Origin of the sequence: Agrobacterium sp. DSM 25558, assembly GCF_900100825.1 — a bacterium.
In the GTDB taxonomy this organism is placed as follows: Bacteria; Pseudomonadota; Alphaproteobacteria; order Rhizobiales; family Rhizobiaceae; genus Agrobacterium.
Window position 1 is genome coordinate 41,692 of sequence record NZ_FMUD01000001.1, and the last position, 16,328, is coordinate 58,019.

At 57.7% G+C, this 16,328-nt stretch carries 14 protein-coding genes; 6 read left to right on the top strand and 8 right to left on the bottom strand.

Going from position 1 to position 16,328, the window contains the following annotated elements; all coding sequences use genetic code 11:
- Window positions 1-93 precede the first annotated feature (93 nt).
- A complete protein-coding gene (locus DSM25558_RS29745) occupies window positions 94-432 on the bottom strand; it encodes a hypothetical protein (RefSeq protein WP_371479212.1) in 339 nt (112 codons plus the stop codon).
- Complete coding sequence (locus DSM25558_RS00225) at window positions 420-6,863, bottom strand: apolipoprotein A-IV repeat region-like domain-containing protein (protein WP_371479214.1); 6,444 nt, start codon at window positions 6,861-6,863, stop codon at window positions 420-422. Before DSM25558_RS00225 ends, DSM25558_RS29745 begins: the two co-directional genes overlap by 13 nt.
- Before the next feature lie 480 nt (window positions 6,864-7,343).
- Here DSM25558_RS00225 and DSM25558_RS00230 point away from each other — a divergent pair, with 480 nt between their 5' ends.
- Both DSM25558_RS00230 and DSM25558_RS00235 read left to right on the top strand, forming a co-directional pair.
- Complete coding sequence (locus DSM25558_RS00230; RefSeq protein ID WP_077100672.1) at window positions 7,344-7,712, top strand: Hpt domain-containing protein; 369 nt, start codon at window positions 7,344-7,346, stop codon at window positions 7,710-7,712.
- 122 nt (window positions 7,713-7,834) lie between these two features.
- Window positions 7,835-8,155, top strand: a complete 321-nt coding sequence (locus tag DSM25558_RS00235) for a 2Fe-2S iron-sulfur cluster-binding protein (RefSeq protein WP_077100674.1) — start codon at window positions 7,835-7,837, stop codon at window positions 8,153-8,155.
- Window positions 8,156-8,439: 284 nt separating this feature from the next.
- On the opposite strand, the gene DSM25558_RS00240 is transcribed toward DSM25558_RS00235, so the two are convergent.
- Complete coding sequence (locus tag DSM25558_RS00240; RefSeq protein ID WP_077100676.1) at window positions 8,440-9,066, bottom strand: DUF922 domain-containing Zn-dependent protease; 627 nt, start codon at window positions 9,064-9,066, stop codon at window positions 8,440-8,442.
- A gap of 248 nt (window positions 9,067-9,314) precedes the next feature.
- Between DSM25558_RS00240 and folP the strand changes: the two genes are divergently transcribed.
- The 3 genes from folP to folK are packed head-to-tail and all read left to right on the top strand — an operon-like array spanning window position 9,315 to window position 10,988.
- A complete protein-coding gene (folP, locus tag DSM25558_RS00245; RefSeq protein ID WP_083716251.1) occupies window positions 9,315-10,106 on the top strand; it encodes a dihydropteroate synthase in 792 nt (263 codons plus the stop codon).
- Window positions 10,103-10,468 (top strand): dihydroneopterin aldolase, encoded by a 366-nt coding sequence (gene folB / locus DSM25558_RS00250; RefSeq protein ID WP_077100680.1) that lies wholly within the window; start codon window positions 10,103-10,105, stop codon window positions 10,466-10,468. The genes folP and folB overlap by 4 nt, the downstream gene beginning before the upstream one ends.
- Before the next feature lie 4 nt (window positions 10,469-10,472).
- Entirely contained in the window at window positions 10,473-10,988 is a 516-nt protein-coding gene (folK, locus tag DSM25558_RS00255) for a 2-amino-4-hydroxy-6-hydroxymethyldihydropteridine diphosphokinase (RefSeq protein WP_077101406.1), read from the top strand.
- Window positions 10,989-11,003: 15 nt separating this feature from the next.
- On the opposite strand, the gene DSM25558_RS00260 is transcribed toward folK, so the two are convergent.
- The 4 genes from DSM25558_RS00260 to DSM25558_RS00275 form a co-directional block, all read right to left on the bottom strand.
- Window positions 11,004-11,558: a hypothetical protein gene (locus DSM25558_RS00260; protein WP_077100682.1), complete on the bottom strand. Its 555-nt coding sequence runs from the start codon at window positions 11,556-11,558 to the stop codon at window positions 11,004-11,006.
- Window positions 11,559-11,687: 129 nt separating this feature from the next.
- Window positions 11,688-12,761 (bottom strand): YcjF family protein, encoded by a 1,074-nt coding sequence (locus DSM25558_RS00265; protein WP_077100684.1) that lies wholly within the window; start codon window positions 12,759-12,761, stop codon window positions 11,688-11,690.
- Window positions 12,758-14,233 (bottom strand): YcjX family GTP-binding protein, encoded by a 1,476-nt coding sequence (locus tag DSM25558_RS00270; protein ID WP_077100686.1) that lies wholly within the window; start codon window positions 14,231-14,233, stop codon window positions 12,758-12,760. The genes DSM25558_RS00265 and DSM25558_RS00270 overlap by 4 nt, the downstream gene beginning before the upstream one ends.
- 105 nt (window positions 14,234-14,338) lie before the next feature.
- A complete protein-coding gene (locus DSM25558_RS00275; protein WP_077100688.1) occupies window positions 14,339-14,848 on the bottom strand; it encodes a SixA phosphatase family protein in 510 nt (169 codons plus the stop codon).
- Window positions 14,849-15,116: 268 nt separating this feature from the next.
- Here DSM25558_RS00275 and dksA point away from each other — a divergent pair, with 268 nt between their 5' ends.
- Complete coding sequence (gene dksA / locus DSM25558_RS00280; protein ID WP_067644141.1) at window positions 15,117-15,536, top strand: RNA polymerase-binding protein DksA; 420 nt, start codon at window positions 15,117-15,119, stop codon at window positions 15,534-15,536.
- Window positions 15,537-15,595: 59 nt separating this feature from the next.
- On the opposite strand, the gene DSM25558_RS00285 is transcribed toward dksA, so the two are convergent.
- Window positions 15,596-16,213 carry a demethoxyubiquinone hydroxylase family protein gene (locus tag DSM25558_RS00285; protein WP_083716252.1) on the bottom strand — a complete coding sequence of 206 codons (618 nt, stop codon included), beginning with the start codon at window positions 16,211-16,213 and terminating at the stop codon, window positions 15,596-15,598.
- Between the last annotated feature and the right edge of the window lie 115 nt (window positions 16,214-16,328).

Genomic DNA, 16,328 nt, shown 5'->3' on the forward strand with positions numbered 1-16,328 from the left:
GGGTCGGTTTTCTTCAAGCCTGCGGTCTCACCATAAAAGAAAAAGCCCTCCCGGTGAAACCGGAAGGGCTGATTTTCGCGAATGCGACAGCTTTTAGCTGAAGCGTCCTGCCGCATGGGCAAGCATGGTGTAGACCTTGCCCGTATCCGAGGTAAGGTAAGACTGAGTAACCGTGCGGTCACGATCGGTTCTGGCGACGTCGGCTAGCAGCTTTTCGAAGTCCGAGATGTAGCGATCAACTGCGGTCCGGAACTCCGTCTCGCGCTCGTACTTTCGCTTGATCTCGTCAAACGTCTGCTGGCCCTTCAGCGTGTAGAGGCGGCGCGTGAACACGTCGCGTTCGCCGCGCTGGTAGCGTCCCCATAGTTCCACCGAAGCGTCGTGATCGATGGCGCGGGCGATATCCACCGATAGCGAGTTCAGCGACTCCACGACATGGCGTGGGTTGCGGTTATCCGTGGCGCGGGTCTGTGGCTCTTGAGGAGCACGCGGTGTCTGTACCGGTTGCCCCGCCGTATCCTGACCGTCACGCGAGGCACCCCGCAGGAGATCACTGATCCAGCCGCCGCCTTCTTCGCGGGCTGTGCAGGTGCGGCAAAACCAGCCTGTGGCGGAACGGCGCGGGTTTCTACTGGCACCGTGTTGCGGATAACGGGCGCAGAAGCAACGACCGGGGCTGCTGGCTGCGGCTGCGGGGCTGGGCGGGCAGCGACAGGTGCAGGCGCGATAACCGGTGCAGATACCTGCGCTGGCTGCTCGCGCGTCTCGGCGCGTGGCTGTTGCTGCGGCAGCTGAACGGGGGCAGGTTTGGTAGCGGCGATGGCGCGGGCTGCCGGTTCGGAAATTTCCAGCTGTTGTGTGGAGCGATCGACGAGTTGAGAAATATCCTGCAATGCCTTGATCTGCTCGGAAACCGCACGGCGCATGGCGGCAGCACTTTCCTTTGCTTCTTCCGGCAGGTCGAAGGCACCGCGCTTCAGTTCTGCACGGGTCGAATCCAGTTCCTTGCGGATATCGAAGCTGGAGCGACGAATCTCATCCGTGGCACCGGCAAAGCGGCTGACCGCTTCTTCGACGGCTTCGCGCAATGTTTCGCGCATGACCGCAGCGGCCGCGCTGGATTTGTCCGTGGCGCTTCCAAGCAGCTTGTCGACATCCGAAAGCGAAGAGGCGACGCCGCCGCGAAGACGGTTGACCAGCTCGTCGGAATATTTCTGCGCGTTTGCCATCGTTCCTTCAATCGACCGGCTGGCATCCTGACCGGCGGATAGCAATGCGCCACGCATATTCTGCGCTGCCAACTGTGCTCTCTGCTCGGTTTCATCCAGCGAATGGCCGATCTGCTCGAAAGTGGAGCCGAGATTTTCGCGAAGGTTGCCAGCAACGTTTGCTGAGCGCTGTTCTGCTTCAGCCAAGGTCTGCTCGACCACGCCCATGACGCCGCGCATCGAGGTTTCGATCTCTTCGGAGCGGGTCAGGAGGCCGACAGAGAGTGTCCGCAGCGCTTCCTGGCGTTCGTCCAGCGTGCCGACAAGGCTGGTCTGGGCGGCGCTGAGCAATTCGGAGGCTTGCGACAGAACAGTCGAATGTTCTTCGAAGCGCCCAACGATGCCTGCGACCTGCGACAGTGTCTGACTGGAGATATTCGACAGGCGATCGATCTTGCCTTCCAGCAAACGGCTGGAGCTGGAAACCATGTCGGCTGCGCGGGATGCGGATTCGGAGAAGCTGGACGCGGCATTGTTGAGCGAGTGGTCTGCCGCACTGAGTTCCTTAGACGCGCGAACGACTGCGACGTTGAGACTGTCGACAGCGTCGGACACGACATTCGCCATGCCGGAGTGGGTTTCCGACAGCTTAGCCGTGCTCTGGCGCGTGACCTCTACAAGCCTGTCGGCTGCGTCATTGCCAGCCTTGGCATAATCGCCGATGGCCTGTTCCACGAGCTGCGCCATGCCGCTGTTGCTTTCGGCCAGCAGGTTTGCGCTCTGCTGTGCAGCTGTGACGATCTTTTCGGCGGCGTTCTGACCAATCGTCGCGTATTCGTTGACGATTGGCTTGGCTTTTTCTTCGATGAGGCGGGACAGTTCCGCAGAACGGCTTGCCAGCATCGAGTTGAGTTCGCGGGTGCGGGTATCGAGCGTCGAGCGAATGGACTCGCCGCGCGCATCGAGTGAGCTTTCAACGCCGGAGAGCGTTTCGGAAATAGCGCCAACCTGCGTACGGACGATGGCCTCGGCCTCGGCCACCTTGTTGACGATGGCATTGCCTGCTTCCGAGAAGGTTTGAGCGACGGCTGCGGCCTGGCCGGAGAGACGTCCCTGTGCATCCGAAATGCGGCCGACGATTTCATTCGAACGCTGCTCGATGGCACTGGCAAATTCGTCATTGCGTGCCTTTACCTGATCGGCAAATTCCGAGCCGGTTTTGGCCAGACGCTCGGCCGAACGGTTGGCTTCGCCATCCATCGTTTCTGCGGCATTGACAACGGCGTCACGCAAGCTGACGGCGAGGCCTGTCGCTTTGCCTTCGATGGTGCGGTTGACGTTTTCGAGGCCGATGTTCAGCGCGCGATCCATGGTGCCGAGGCGTTCGTCGATGCGGGCTGTGCCGCTGTCGAAGACGCCTGCGATACGCTGCGTTGCGTCGTCGCTGGTACGAACGAAAATCTCCGTCTTGCCGTCCAGGGTCTCGGAAATCTTGCGGCTGGCATCTTCAATGGATGTGTTGACGTTACCGAGATCGGTCTGGATTCGGGTCTGCAAATCGCCAATATTGTTCTCAAGACGCGCACCTGTCTCATCGAGACGCGTGGACACCTGGCTGACAGACTGCTCAACGCGCGAGGACAGGGCATCAGCGGCACTGCCGATCTCACGGGCTGCATCGCCCATCTTGAGGACGACGTCACTGGCGCTGTTGCGAAGGCGCTCTTCCAGGTTGGCACCGCTGGTGTCTATGGTCTGCTGAAGCGCTTCCTGCTGTGTTTCGAGAGACATTTCCAGCATGCTGGCGCTCGAAGCGATCGTAGTGCCGATGGACATTGCCTGTTCGGACAGGAGGTCGCTCATACGGTCCTGAGCAGCGCCGAGCGTGTCGCTCAGCGCGCCATGGTGCTGGTCGAGCGTCGTGCGAAGCTGCTCGTGCGAGGAAACCAGATTGTTTTCCATGCGCGATACACCGCTCTCCATCGTGTCGGAGAAGCGGCCTGCGCCACCTTCGATCGCGGTTTCGATGCGGGTCGCGGCAGTGGCGACAGTCTGTTCGATCAGGTCGCCGTTGCGCTCGACTGTTCTGGTAATGGCATTGGCCTGAACACCGAGCATGGTGTCGAGACGAAGGTGACCGACAGAAAGTGCCTCATCGATGGTTGCAGCGGTCGATGCCAAGCGCTGTTCAGCTCCTGTGACTGACTGGGTGATAGCCGCGGTGCGATTGTCCAGCGTTTCGGTCATACGCTCTTCAGCACCAGATATCGCCATGTCGATAGCCATGGTGCGGCTGTCGAGTGCGTCCGCGATGCGTTCTTCCACGCCGGAAACGGCGTTGGCGAGGGCAACGGTACGACTGTCCAGCGTATCGGCAATGCGTCCCTCAACGCCGGAGACGGCACTGGTGAGCGCAATCGTGCGGCTGTCCATGGTTTCGGCAAGACGCTCCTCGGCAGAGGAGAAAGCCATGTCGATGGCCATGGTACGGCTGTCGAGCGTGTCTGCGATGCGCTCTTCGACACCGGAAACAACGCTGTTGAGCGCTGCCGTTCTGCTGTCGAGCGTTTCGGAAATACGGTTTTCAACGCCTGATACAACGGTGTTGAGCGCAGCTGTTCTGGAGTCCAGTGTCTCCGCGATGCGTTCTTCCGCACCAGAGAAAGCCATGTCGATGGCCATGGTGCGGCTGTCGAGTGTGTCGGCAAGGCGTTCTTCAACGCCGGAAACGACGCTGTTGAGGGCGGCTGTTCTGCTGTCCAAGGTTTCAGCGATACGATGTTCTACTCCGGAAACGACCGTGGAAAGTGCTGCTGTGCGCGAGTCCAGAGTTTCTGCGATGCGCTCTTCCGCACCCGAGAAGGCCATATCGATGGCCATTGTACGGCTGTCGAGCGTGTCGGCAAGGCGTTCTTCGACGCCGGAAACGACGCTGTTGAGTGCGCTCGTGCGGCTATCCATGGTTTCGGCAAGACGCTCCTCCGCAGTGGAGAATGCCATGTCGATGGCCATGGTACGGCTGTCCATCGTGTCTGCGATCCGCTCTTCAACACCGGAAACGACGCTGCTCAGGGCGGCAGTGCGGCTATCAAGCGTTTCGGCAATGCGGTCTTCAACGCCGCTGACGACGCTTGTCAGTGCCGTTGTGCCATTTTGAATGGTGTCGGAGATGCGGCTTTCGACGCCTGACACAACCGTGTTGAGTGCGGCGGCTCTGGAGTCAAGCGTTTCCACCAGACGGTCTTCGGCGCTTGAGAATGCCATGTCGATGGCCATGGTGCGGCTATCGAGCGTATCTGCGATCCGCTCTTCCACACCGGAAACGGCACTGGTCAGTGCGCCAGTACGGCTGTCGATCGTTTCGGCAAGACGTTCTTCCGCCGTCGAAAATGCCATGTCGAGCGCCATTGTGCGGCTGTCGAGGGCATCAGCGATGCGTTCTTCCACGCCGGAGACGACACTGCTGAGAGCCGAGGTCCGGCTATCCAGAGTTTCAGCAATGCGTGTTTCGGCACCCGATACGACATTGGCGAGAGCAGCTGTTCTGCTTTCCAGCGTGTCAGCAATACGGTCTTCCACACCGGCAACGGCGTGGTGGATCGCGGCTGTGCGGACATCCAGCGTATCGGCCAGACGTTCCTCGACGCCCGAAACGGCACCGGTGATGGCAGCGGCACGGCTGTCGAGGGTTTCGGTCAGGCGACGCTCGACATCGGCGACGATGCTGTTGATGGCGGCTGCGCGCTCATCGAGCAGCGCTGCCAGATGTTCGGCGGAGCCAGAGACGGAACCGGTGATGCTTTCCGTGCGGCTGGCCAGCGCGCTGTCGAAACGTTCCTGGCTGGCAGAGAGCGCGCTGAACAGGGCGTTGCTGCGTTCCTGGAAGACGGCATCGATATTCTGATGAGTGGTGCTGAATGCGCCGGTAATTTCCGCCGTGCGCGCGCCGATGGCGTCGCTGAGATCACGGGTGTGGTTTTCGAGCGTGCTTTCCAGCATTTCCTGGCTTGTGCCAAGTGCAGTCGCCAGCGCAAAGGACTGATCGGTAAGGGCGGTGCTGAGGCGTTCGATACCGGAATTCAGCGTGCCATCGATGCTGTCGGTACCACCCGCAACGGTTTCGTTGATGCGGGCAAGGCTTTCCATCAGCTTGCTGTCGAGGCTACCTGCGCGTTGGTCGAAGGCGCTGGTGAACTCTGCCACGCGCTCATCGAAGGCGGAGTTGACGAGGCCAACCGTGGTCTGAAGCTTTTCTTCGAACAGACCTGAACGCAGATCGAGATCCATGATCGCGTCATCGGCAGAGCTTTGCAGGTTCTGGCGGAAGGACAGGCCTTTTTCTTCGAGCGTGGTCGTCAGCTTGTCTAGAACATTATCCAGCGAGCCGCCAATGATGGCCTGGCCGCGATCAATGTTCTGACCCAGTTCAAGTGTGCGCTTGGATAGCGTATCGTTGAGAAGGCGGGTGCGCTCCTCAAGCGTTTTGTTGAGGTTTTCCGTGCCCGTGCTGATATTGGAAGCCTGTGTGGCGAACTGGTCCAGAAGCAGGCGACCGCGATCATCCAGCGTCGTGCTGAGATCATGCAGGCGCAGATCGAATTCGTTCGAAATGGCAGCGCCGGAAGAATTTAGTGCCTTGAGAAGATTGTCGGTCTTGGAGGCAATGAGGCTACCCATCGCTTCCGACGACACGCGCGACTTTTCGAGCAGCGCGGCAGACCGTGTGTCGATCAACGACGCGAAGGCTTCACCGCTGGTTGCCAGACGCATGGAAAGCTCTTCACCGACGATGGAGAGCTCTTCCTTGATCTGGTCCTGCGCGCCCATGATGGACGAGCGAATGCGCTCTGCGTGATTGATGATGGCGTCGCGCTCTGCGCTCAGTTCTTCAACGAGGCTGCGGACGCGGGTTTCATTATCGGCATAGCTGCGCTCGAGAGCGTTCACTTCGGAATGAACTAGCGTTTCGAGCTCAGTTGCGCGGGCAATGGTGCGCTCGATGCCATCGTTCATGGCGGACACTTCGCGACGAACGGCCTGACCGACGGACATTATGCGTTCAGACGCGATGGTTTCCGGTTCTGCAAGACGAAGGGCGACTTCGGCCATGGAGCGGGCAGCGTTACGCAGATCGCGGGCGCGTGCCATCATAAGAGCGAAGGCGAAGAACAGCATGATTGGAACGATGACGCCGACGATGATCGCCATGACGCCGGGAACGGCAAACAGCTCCGCAATGGAGCTGACATTCCAGAGCAGGTTTCCGTAGAGGACATGCGCGAGGCCGACACCGGCAATGGCCCACAAAACAGAAACAATGCTCGCATTGCGCAGCGCACCGGTGACGGAGCCGGCGTCCAGCGATTTCAGGATCATGGCGGGGCTGCGCTTGGAGCCGTCATTGGCAGCTTCGAGAGATGGCGATCTCGGTGCTTGCTCGGCAGCGGCAGGTCGTTGTTGCTGTGGCGGTTCTGCGGGGCGTGCTTTTTCTCTTTCAGGCGCTCTTGGCTTTTCTGGCACTCTGGCCTCCGCAGACTTTGGAGTGGACCTCTTGCGAGGCTCCGGCTGGGTTTCGTACGCGCCGAGTTGCAAGGCATCTTCAAGTGCCTGAAACGCAGTCTCGTCAATCGAGTCGCTGATCTTATTGTTCGCCATGCGGTTACGCCTCGTTACATATACGCCCGGCCTCATGCCGTGCATCCCGTCGCCGCCTGCTCAGGGATATCCGCCATCATGCCTCAAGACACGATACCTTGCGGGTATATAGTGCCTCGTTTCTTACCAATTCCCTGAGAGCCGGTCTTCAGGCACCCAGACAAATCACATTTACGCACCGAAATTCACGTAACCGGACTGAGGTCATGCGAGACGGCAGTACCGTAGTGACACATTCGAGACTTTTAAACAATTAAGCCACAAGAGAGCATTGGCCAAGTGGCGGTTTGTTAACAGTTTTTAAACTCTGGCAGCAGGCCAAACGCCTTGTTTCATATAAGCTTACCATAAATTAACCATAGCGGAAGATTTCCACGGTTCCCGTGCCCCATTTTCATCTCATCCTAGGCTTATCTGCTTAGAAGCAGCACATATGTGCCTCAAAACAAGAAACATGACCCAACCGAGGAAACTTTCAAAATGGCAGCGGTGAGTATAGCATTTGATGCCCCAGACAATTTCGGCGGTGCATCGCAGATGAGCAGCAAGCCCATAGACTTCGCCCATCTGGCGCGCCAGACCATGGGTGACAAGGAACTGGAGATCGAAATCCTCCAGCTTTTCACACGCAATGCGCGTACCTTGCTGCACGACCTCGCCTCTGTCAACGAAATTGAGATGAAGGGCGTCGCGCATCGTCTCAAGGGTTCCGCAGATGCCGTGGGCGCTTTTCAGGTGGCGGCGGCAGCCGAAGCCATTGAAAATGGCAGTCGTGATGTGGCAGCCCTTTCCAAGGTAGCGACGACGGTTATCGAAGCTGAGAATTTCATTCTGAAGCTCTGCCGCTAGTCTTATCTGCACAAATCTTTTCAGGCCGGTTTCGCTTGGCAACCGCATTCACGGGTTGCCAAGCGGGGCCGGTCTTTCTATTTGTTTAGAAACATTCTCAACACGTTCCTGGATTGCCTGACATGACAAAACTGACCATCGTTGCCTTCGACGGCACGCAGCATGAGCTTGATGTGAGCAACGGCTCCACAGTCATGGAAGTTGCTGTCCGCAGTTCCATCCCTGGTATCGACGCCGAATGCGGTGGTGCCTGTGCCTGCGCGACCTGTCATGTCTATGTCGATGACGCATGGTCGGAGCGGGTCGGCCCGCCCGAACCCATGGAAGAGGACATGCTGGATTTCGCCTTCGATGTTCGCCCCACATCGCGGCTTTCCTGTCAGATCAAGATGTCGGATGCGCTGGATGGTTTGGTCGTACACGTACCGGAACGTCAGGGCTGATCGGCACCAGTCAGCTCTTCTCAGCCACAAAAAGCCTCGCCTTCCGTTTTGCGGAACAAGCGAGGCGAGGTGGGCACATCACCAGCAGGCGACGGAGGAAACGTCTGCGGTTCTAGACGCGCCGGGGGAGAGCCGACAAGGGAACTCAAGCACACTGCATGGGTCTCGGGTATTTCCACATGCGATGATACGCGAGTCGCGGCACTCCATCCACGACTAGAACTCAATGATCATTATCCGACGAACGGCCCTGGCTTACGCGACATGGCGTTAGTGAGGGCACATCACCTGTTTGATGTGTTCTGCTGAATGCGGTATTTCAGCAAGCGGGTCATACGGGCATCGAAATTCTTCGATTCCACGACGTCGAAACGAAATTGGTCCTTGTCATGCGCGGCCATCACAGCCTGTGTGGTCTTGGTGACAAGCGCCTGCATTTCCTCACATTCCGCCTGCGGGCGAAGGGATTGCAATCGCTTTTCCAGAGTGCGCGCATAGGTGCGGGCGATCTCCGCATGCCGCTCCTCGTGACGTTTGATATCGGCGGACAAAGTATCCCAGATCAGGCCAAGCTCTGCGCTGGTCCGACGACGGTTCGTCCATCTGGGTAACAGAATTTTCGTGTTCAACGTCACCTTGACGGTTCCTACCCCGCATTTTCCATTCTGTTCGACATAGGTCAACTCGCCACCAAACTTGATTTCGGTGGCACCCGGATGACGCGCGCCAGTGGATTTTGTCATCGGCCCGTGGTGGGAAAGCTCGCGATCCAGATCTTCAGCCGTGCGTCCACCGACCTTGAAATAAGAGAAGGATTTGCTCAGCACGGTTTCGGCGCTGGCATTGAGTGGTACTGACAGCAAAAGAGCACCTGCTATCACGGCGCAAAGCATGCGGGAGAGGTGCTTCATTTGCCGGCCTTCCAGTTGAACTTGAAAGGTGATTGCGCCATAGAGCCAATGCTTCCACTATGCGCACAAGGCTCTGCCAAAATCGGTTCCGGTTTTAAGGTCTGTGGTGCAGGCGGAGTAAAGACGATATAAATAGCGGGCACTCCGTTATTCCGGAAAAGGCGTGATGTTACGTGATAACAGCCAGTGACAATGTGTGGCAAGTCGCGCATCGGCGTTCCCTGAAACTTGATGGGGATGGCCTTATTATGGCTATCGTCAACGCCACACCGGACTCGTTTTCCGACGGCGGACGGTATCTGGCTGCCGATCAGGCCGTCTCGCATGCTTTTTCCTGCATAGAGGGCGGTGCCAATATCATCGATATAGGCGGCGAATCGACCCGGCCGGGTGCGGCTGTCGTGAGCGAGCAGGAAGAGCAGGACCGAGTCCTGCCAATTATCGAGAGACTGTCTGCTGCGACGGACGCCTTGATATCTGTTGACACTTACCGCGCGTCGACGGCAAAGCTGGCCGTGGAGGCGGGTGCCCATATCGTCAATGATGTTTACGGCCTTCAAAAAGATGCCGGGATGGCAGACGTGGTTGCCAAAACCGGGGCAGGGGTTTGCATTATGCATACCGGGCGCGAGCGGCAAAAACTACCAGATGTCATTGATGACCAGTTTGCCTTTCTCAACCGCTCGCTCGACATCGCGAAAGATGCCGGTATTTCCCGCAATGCCATTATGCTTGATCCCGGCTTTGGTTTTGCCAAGGACACGGATGAAAATGTTCTGCTGATGTCGCGTTTCGATGAGCTTTCCCGCTTCGGCCTGCCTATTCTGGCGGGAACGTCGCGCAAGCGTTTTATCGGCGCTCTGACGGAGCACGATGAGGCGGAAGACCGCGACGTCGGAACTGCCGCTACCACTGCAATACTTCGTCTAGCGGGAGCGATCGTTTTTCGTGTACACAATGTGGCGATGACCAAAGACGCTCTGGCCATTGCCGACGCCGTTCTGAGACAAAAGAAAAATAATGGGGAAGGGCGATCATGAGCCTGTATACGATAGTGTTGAAGAACTGTTCGTTTTTCGCCCGTCATGGCCTGCTGGAGCAGGAGGAAGCGCTGGGTCAGCGGTTTTTCGTAGATGCGGAAATGGACGTCGAAGCCGGAAACGCGCTGGAAACGGATAACATCGAAAACACCGTTGATTATGGCGTGGCCTTTGCGGTGATCGAGAAGATCGTCGTCGGCCAGCGTCGCTATCTGATCGAGGCCTTGGCGAACGACATCGCAACCGCACTGCGCAAACGTTATCCACAAATCGTGCGGGTCAAGATCACCGTGCGCAAACCATCGGCACCCGTACCGGGTATTCTCGACTACGCACAGGTGAGCGTCGAACAGCATGGCTGATGGCATGACCCTTGCGGCGCTGGGTTTGGGTGGCAATATCGGCGATCCGCCCGCTTCGATGGCGCAGGCGCTCAACAGCTTTGCAAATCACGAGAATTGTCGCCTGTTGGCTGTCTCTCGGCTTTACAGCACACCGCCATGGGGAAAGATGGATCAAGCCGATTTCTTCAATTGCTGCGCAATTGTCGAAACCTCGCTTGCGGCAGAGGGGCTGCTCGACCTTTGCCTGGATATCGAACGCGGCATGAAGCGGGTGCGCCGCGAGCGCTGGGGGCCGCGCACCATCGACATTGATGTGCTGACATACGGTCAGGAAACGATCCAGACCGAGCGCGTCGAAATTCCGCACCCACGCATGACGGAGCGGGCTTTCGTACTGATGCCACTGGCTGACATCGCACCGCAGATGGTGGTCAATGGCAGGCAGGTTGCCGACTGGTTGGAAGAAGCCGACAATACAGGCATCCGGATCGCAAACAAAAAACGGGAGTGGTGGACACTCCCGTTCTCAAGCGAATGATTTTGTAGGGAAGCCTTACGGCTTGATCGATCCAACTGCCATCTGATCGACATTGCGCGCCAGCGTCAGGCCGATGACCGGAACCATCTGATCCGCAACCTTGACGGAAATGGTGATGTTCATCGAGGTATTGTTGGTGACGCGGGCCACCATTGCACCGTTCAGCTTGGCGCGATTGATGCCGACGACGACCTTATCGCCGCTAACCTGACCGGATACGATATCCAGTCCCTTGCCCTCGGAGCCATCGAGGAACTTGCCCTCATAGCTGTTGCCCTTCTTGGCGATGACGGCGGACATTGGTTGCTTGAACACGCCAACGCGGCAGGTGCCGCCCAGCTTGATGCCGGTTTCCTTGTCGCCCAGCGGTTCGCCGGTAAGGTCGCAGGTGAATTTCGTGCCCTTGTATTTTCCGGCCACGATTTCGCCTGGACCAGACCATACGCCAGCAACGGAGCCAAAGAAGACGTCATCGCGAGAAGCGGCCTGAACGTCGGAAACTGCAAGTCCGCCGCTGACGGACATAACGGCGGCAAGTCCGCCCAGTAGCGAAAAGAAGCGCGAATACATGATACTTTCCCTGGCGAAATGGTCGCTTTGTGTAGGGTCAATCTATGTCGCGAATGGTTAATGCTTGGTTTATTTGGCCGAGATTAGCTTAGCCGATCGTAACCTTTTGACATGGGGAAGTCCTATGTTTCAGGGCTTCTCATCAGTTTTACGGCTCGTCAAATCAGGTGTGAGGTCGGAGACGAAGTCGCTGATGCCGGGCCGTTTCAACGCTCTGAAGGGCAGCGGACGGCATAGATCCATGGCCGCGATGCCGATTCGCGCCGTCATCAAACCGTTGATGACGCCTTCACCCAGCCGCGCCGAAAGCCGAGACGCAATGCCGTGGCCCAGCACCTGCTGGGCGAGCCCATCACCCACCGCAATCGACCCTGTGACAGCCAGATGCGCAATGACATCTCGCAACAGCCGCAGCATGCCAAGTGTACCAGGCCGACCGCCGTAGAGTTCTGCCATGGTGCGCACCAGTCTTGTGACCTCAAACAGGACATAGGCAAGATCGACGACGGCACGTGGGCTGACGGCGGTAACGACCGAGACGCGCTTGGAGGAATTCATGATCAGCGCGCGCGCCTGACGGTCAAGCGGGCTCAACAGCTCGCGCTCCGCAAGCTCGATGAGGTGCGGACCGTCGATCACATCGTTTTCCGTATCTTTCAGCGCGGCACGACCCTTTGCGGTTTCAGCCCGGTGCGAGAGCACGGCGTTCAGTCGCACGATGACGGCCCGCGCAGCGGAAGATTTCTTCTCCAGCGCCGCTTTTTCCGCATCTGATTTCAGCGACTGGACGGCGTTCAACCGCATGATGCCGATGGCCTCCCGTGCCACCAGCGCAAAAACCGCAAAAACGGCGATCGCAAGCGCGACGCTGGCCGTATAACCCAGCCAGTCCGAGCGTGAAAACAGATCGCGAATGAGCTGGTCGGCCCAAAGTCCGAAGGCAAGCGAGAACAGTACACCAACAGCGCCTATCGCCAGTTTGCCGAAGGAAAACCGGCGTTTGCGCGGAGCCGCGACGGGCAGCGCAGCCTTGTCGATTTCTTCTGGAGCCAGAAACGGGTCTTCCTCATCCGGCGTCATCGAAATATCCGCGTCGAATCTACGCGGTGATCGCTTGATATCAGTTTGCTGAGTGGGCGATGGTTCGCTTTCCAGCGTAAAGGCCGCTGGGCGTCGGTTGGGCGTGCTGATGTCGTCTTTCATGCGAGTTTATCTCCAAACAGAAACTGCATGGCGCGGTCCAGCCGGATGTGCGGAACGGACAGCTTGATGCCGCCGCTTGTTTCTTCCAGCTTGGGTGGACGGAAACGGACGACGTTCACATCTGGCAGGTCAGCCTTGTGACCTTCGGCATCCAGTGCACGAAACAAGGGTTCCGGGTCTTCCGGCAGGTCACCGGGGAAAATGGCGGTCGTGCGATTGCCATCGAAGATTTCACCATTGATCTTCTCACCCGCAATCGGCGTTCCGACGATGACGGGAAGCGAGTGGCCATCCTGGCGGACGCTGGCCTCTTTGGTGGCACGCACGGAGGCCAGCGCCATGACCTCGATGCCCGCACCGCTCATGCCGATGGTGGTGATGGCGCGGTCCACGAGGCGTCTCGTCAGGCTTTCAAGGCGATCATGGCTTTCGTGGTGTAGATGGTCTGCCTTCGTTGCAGCAACCAGCACCTTGTCGATGCGACGGCGCACCAGAGACGACAGCAAGCTGTTCTTGCCTGGTCGGAAACACGCCAGAACGTCACCCAGCGCCCGCTCAAGGTCCTGCACCGCCTCTGGGCCGCGATTGACGGCTTGCAGCGCATCGATCAGCACGATCTGGCGATCCAGCCGCGCAAAATGCTCGCGGAAAAACGGTTTCACGACGATGGACTTATAGGCTTCGTAACGCCGCTCCATCATTGCTCTAAGCGAGCCCTTCGGTGCTTTGACGTCGCTCGTAACAGGCAAGGGCGAGAAGGTGAGGGCAGGTGAGCCGTCCAGATCACCCGGCATCAGGAAGCGACCGGGTGGCAAAGTGGAAAGCGAGCGCTCATCGGATTTACAGGCGCGTAGATAGGCAGCAAAACTTTCCGCCAGACGTCGCGCCGTCATCTCGTTGCCTGGGCCGTCAATATCCACGGAGGTGGCGATTTCGAGCCATTCACGCGCAAGCTCTGCGCGCACGCCCTGGGTGGCAAGCGAAAGCGTATTATCGCTGAAGGTTTTGTAGTCCTGCGTCAGAAGCGGAAGATCAAGCAGCCATTCGCCGGGGTAATCAACGATATCGATGGCGAGACGACCGGAGGAAAACCACCGGCCCCAGCCGCTGGCGCTCTGGTAATCCAGCGTGATGCGCAATTCGGATATGGCACGCGTTGAATCCGGCCAGATGCGGTCGCGCACCAGCGCCTGAATATGGTCTTCGTACTGAAAGCGCGGAATCGCATCATCCGGCTGCGGTTCCAGCCGCACGTTGGATACTCTGCCGGAGCGAAGCGCCTCGAAAAGAGGAAGGCGGCCGCCATTCAGCAGATTGTGAACCAATGAAGAGATGAAGACCGTTTTGCCCGCGCGCGAAAGCCCGGTTACGCCCAGCCGTAGAGTCGGGTTGGTCAAGGCGCTGGCGCGATCTGTGAGATTGTCTATGGCAATCAATGCGCTATCGGTGACAGACGTAAGGGATGGCGACAATGAACGTTTCCCACAAAATATTTCGTTTCATGAAAATATATAGGTCTGACGTCTGCTTAAAAAAGAAGCGGGCCATGGAAAGTTTTCATTGGGCGACGTCCGGCCTTATGGGCTGAGGAATTCGAGCATCTGCCATTCGGCGACGTTACCATTGCCGTCCACCTTTGCCTCCAGGACGGCAAGGCCCGCGGTGGGAAAGCCGGATGGCAACAGGCTTTCCATTTTCCGCTGTCCTAGAAATGCCTCCGCAACAGCATCCAGCGTCGGGTTATGGCCAATCAGCATGACGGAATGGCTTGGTGATTGCGCAGCGATCAATGCCTGATAGGTTTCCGGCTGGGCGTTGTACATCTCATCGACATAGATGATGTCGAAGGCGTCGTTGAACGCGCGCCGTACCGACTGCGCCGTTTCGCGGCAACGCGTTGCTGTCGAGCTCAATACGACATCGGGGAGATAGCCCCTGTCCGCTGCACGCGCGCCGACAACTTCGATCTCAGCATAGCCCACGTCATCCAGACGCCTGTCGAAGTCCCGCTCACTGCCAGCCGGCCAAGCCGCGCGTGCATGTCGAATCAGATAGATCCGGAAGGGTGGAGGTTGGAGCACTGGCATTTCCGGAGCATCCCATGCAGGTGTAAACATCGTTGGCAAGCTTTACAGGAACAGGCGGCGGCACCGCAAGTGGAGCCCTGTATAACCAAGTTCTTATAACGTGATTGAAGAAATAATCCGTGATTCGGGAATAAAGCATAAAAAATAACCATTTAGGTGAATTTTGTGACAGATTTAAAAATGCCTAAAAACTGTTTTGCGGACTTGAATGGGCGTATGGCATTGGAGTATACCCGCGCCATATGAGATGTTCTTCGAGGAGAATCGCGTGAGTGAGAAGATCGATCTTAGCAATTATGTGCTCTCGGAAAGCGATGAGTTCATGAATGCCAACCAGAAGGCCTATTTCAGGGCGAAGCTGGTCGGCTGGAGGAACGACATTCTGAGAGAAGCGCGCGAGACGCTGGGTCATCTCGCGGAAGAAAGCGCCAATCATCCGGATCTTGCCGACAGGGCATCATCCGAGACAGACCGCGCCATCGAGCTTCGCGCGCGCGACCGCCAGAGAAAGCTGATCTCGAAAATCGATGCAGCGCTCCAGCGGATCGACGAAGGCACATACGGCTACTGTGAAGAGACAGGCGAGCCGATCGGCATCAAAAGACTGGACGCCCGCCCAATCGCAACTTTGTCCATCGAAGCCCAGGAACGTCACGAGCGCCGCGAAAAGGTATATCGCGACGAGTGAGCGGCTCATGAGCCGATAAGATTAGAATTTTAAAGCCGTGTTGGAAACGACGCGGCTTTTCAGTTTGTGCCGCTTGAGGCGGATTTGAGACAGCGCCTTATGGTGTTTCTGTCCTTCGCCATCTCGGCGCGCATCCAGCTGGAATCGCCCCATGTGGACAGCCAGATCATGAGATCGACGAGTCTGCTGATGATGGGAAAAATGATGGCATGTGGAATCCCCTGTGCGTTCTGGTTATTTTCCGCTTCCCGCAAATGCGCCAGCTCCTGTTCCTGTATTGAGGTGATGAGAGCGTGTAGCCCGTGATCGCGGGTTTTGAGAAACGTCAGTTGATCTTCCAAATGCCTGTGTACCGTACTCTCGACGGCTTCTGTACATATCCACACGACGTTGCGCCCACAAAGTGCGGTCGCCAGACCCAGCACGTAGCCACCAAGGCTCCAGAGCGACATGATACGGCAAGGTTTAGCCGCTCGTATCGGCATTTCTTCACGAAACAAACGACAGTGATCGATTTCGTCAACGCGCATGTCTTCAAGTTTGGGCACGATGTCGGGGTAAAGAAAACGAGCGACCGATATCTGGGCACCGTAAATTCGAATCGCGCCGAACTCGCCTGCGTGATTGACCTTTAGAATACGACGAATGGTTATAATCGGATCGCGGTTCTCAGGCATTGACCTACTTACCCATATGTTTGCACTGCGTTGCATTCCAAGTGATGCCAGGCAAGACCACTCCAAACAAAAGAGGCCCCGCTAACGGAGCCTCTCATTATATATTCACATCAAC

Bases quoted from the DNA above. Each gene is read 5' to 3' on its own strand.
- DSM25558_RS00225 (WP_371479214.1), bottom strand. From the start codon at position 6,863: ATGGCGAACAATAAGATCAGCGACTCGATTGACGAGACTGCGTTTCAG.
- DSM25558_RS00230 (WP_077100672.1), top strand. From the start codon at position 7,344: ATGGCAGCGGTGAGTATAGCATTTGATGCCCCAGACAATTTCGGCGGT.
- DSM25558_RS00235 (WP_077100674.1), top strand. From the start codon at position 7,835: ATGACAAAACTGACCATCGTTGCCTTCGACGGCACGCAGCATGAGCTT.
- DSM25558_RS00240 (WP_077100676.1), bottom strand. From the start codon at position 9,066: ATGAAGCACCTCTCCCGCATGCTTTGCGCCGTGATAGCAGGTGCTCTT.
- folP (WP_083716251.1), top strand. From the start codon at position 9,315: ATGGCTATCGTCAACGCCACACCGGACTCGTTTTCCGACGGCGGACGG.
- folB (WP_077100680.1), top strand. From the start codon at position 10,103: ATGAGCCTGTATACGATAGTGTTGAAGAACTGTTCGTTTTTCGCCCGT.
- folK (WP_077101406.1), top strand. From the start codon at position 10,473: ATGACCCTTGCGGCGCTGGGTTTGGGTGGCAATATCGGCGATCCGCCC.
- DSM25558_RS00260 (WP_077100682.1), bottom strand. From the start codon at position 11,558: ATGTATTCGCGCTTCTTTTCGCTACTGGGCGGACTTGCCGCCGTTATG.
- DSM25558_RS00265 (WP_077100684.1), bottom strand. From the start codon at position 12,761: ATGAAAGACGACATCAGCACGCCCAACCGACGCCCAGCGGCCTTTACG.
- DSM25558_RS00275 (WP_077100688.1), bottom strand. From the start codon at position 14,848: ATGCCAGTGCTCCAACCTCCACCCTTCCGGATCTATCTGATTCGACAT.
- DSM25558_RS00285 (WP_083716252.1), bottom strand. From the start codon at position 16,213: ATGCCTGAGAACCGCGATCCGATTATAACCATTCGTCGTATTCTAAAG.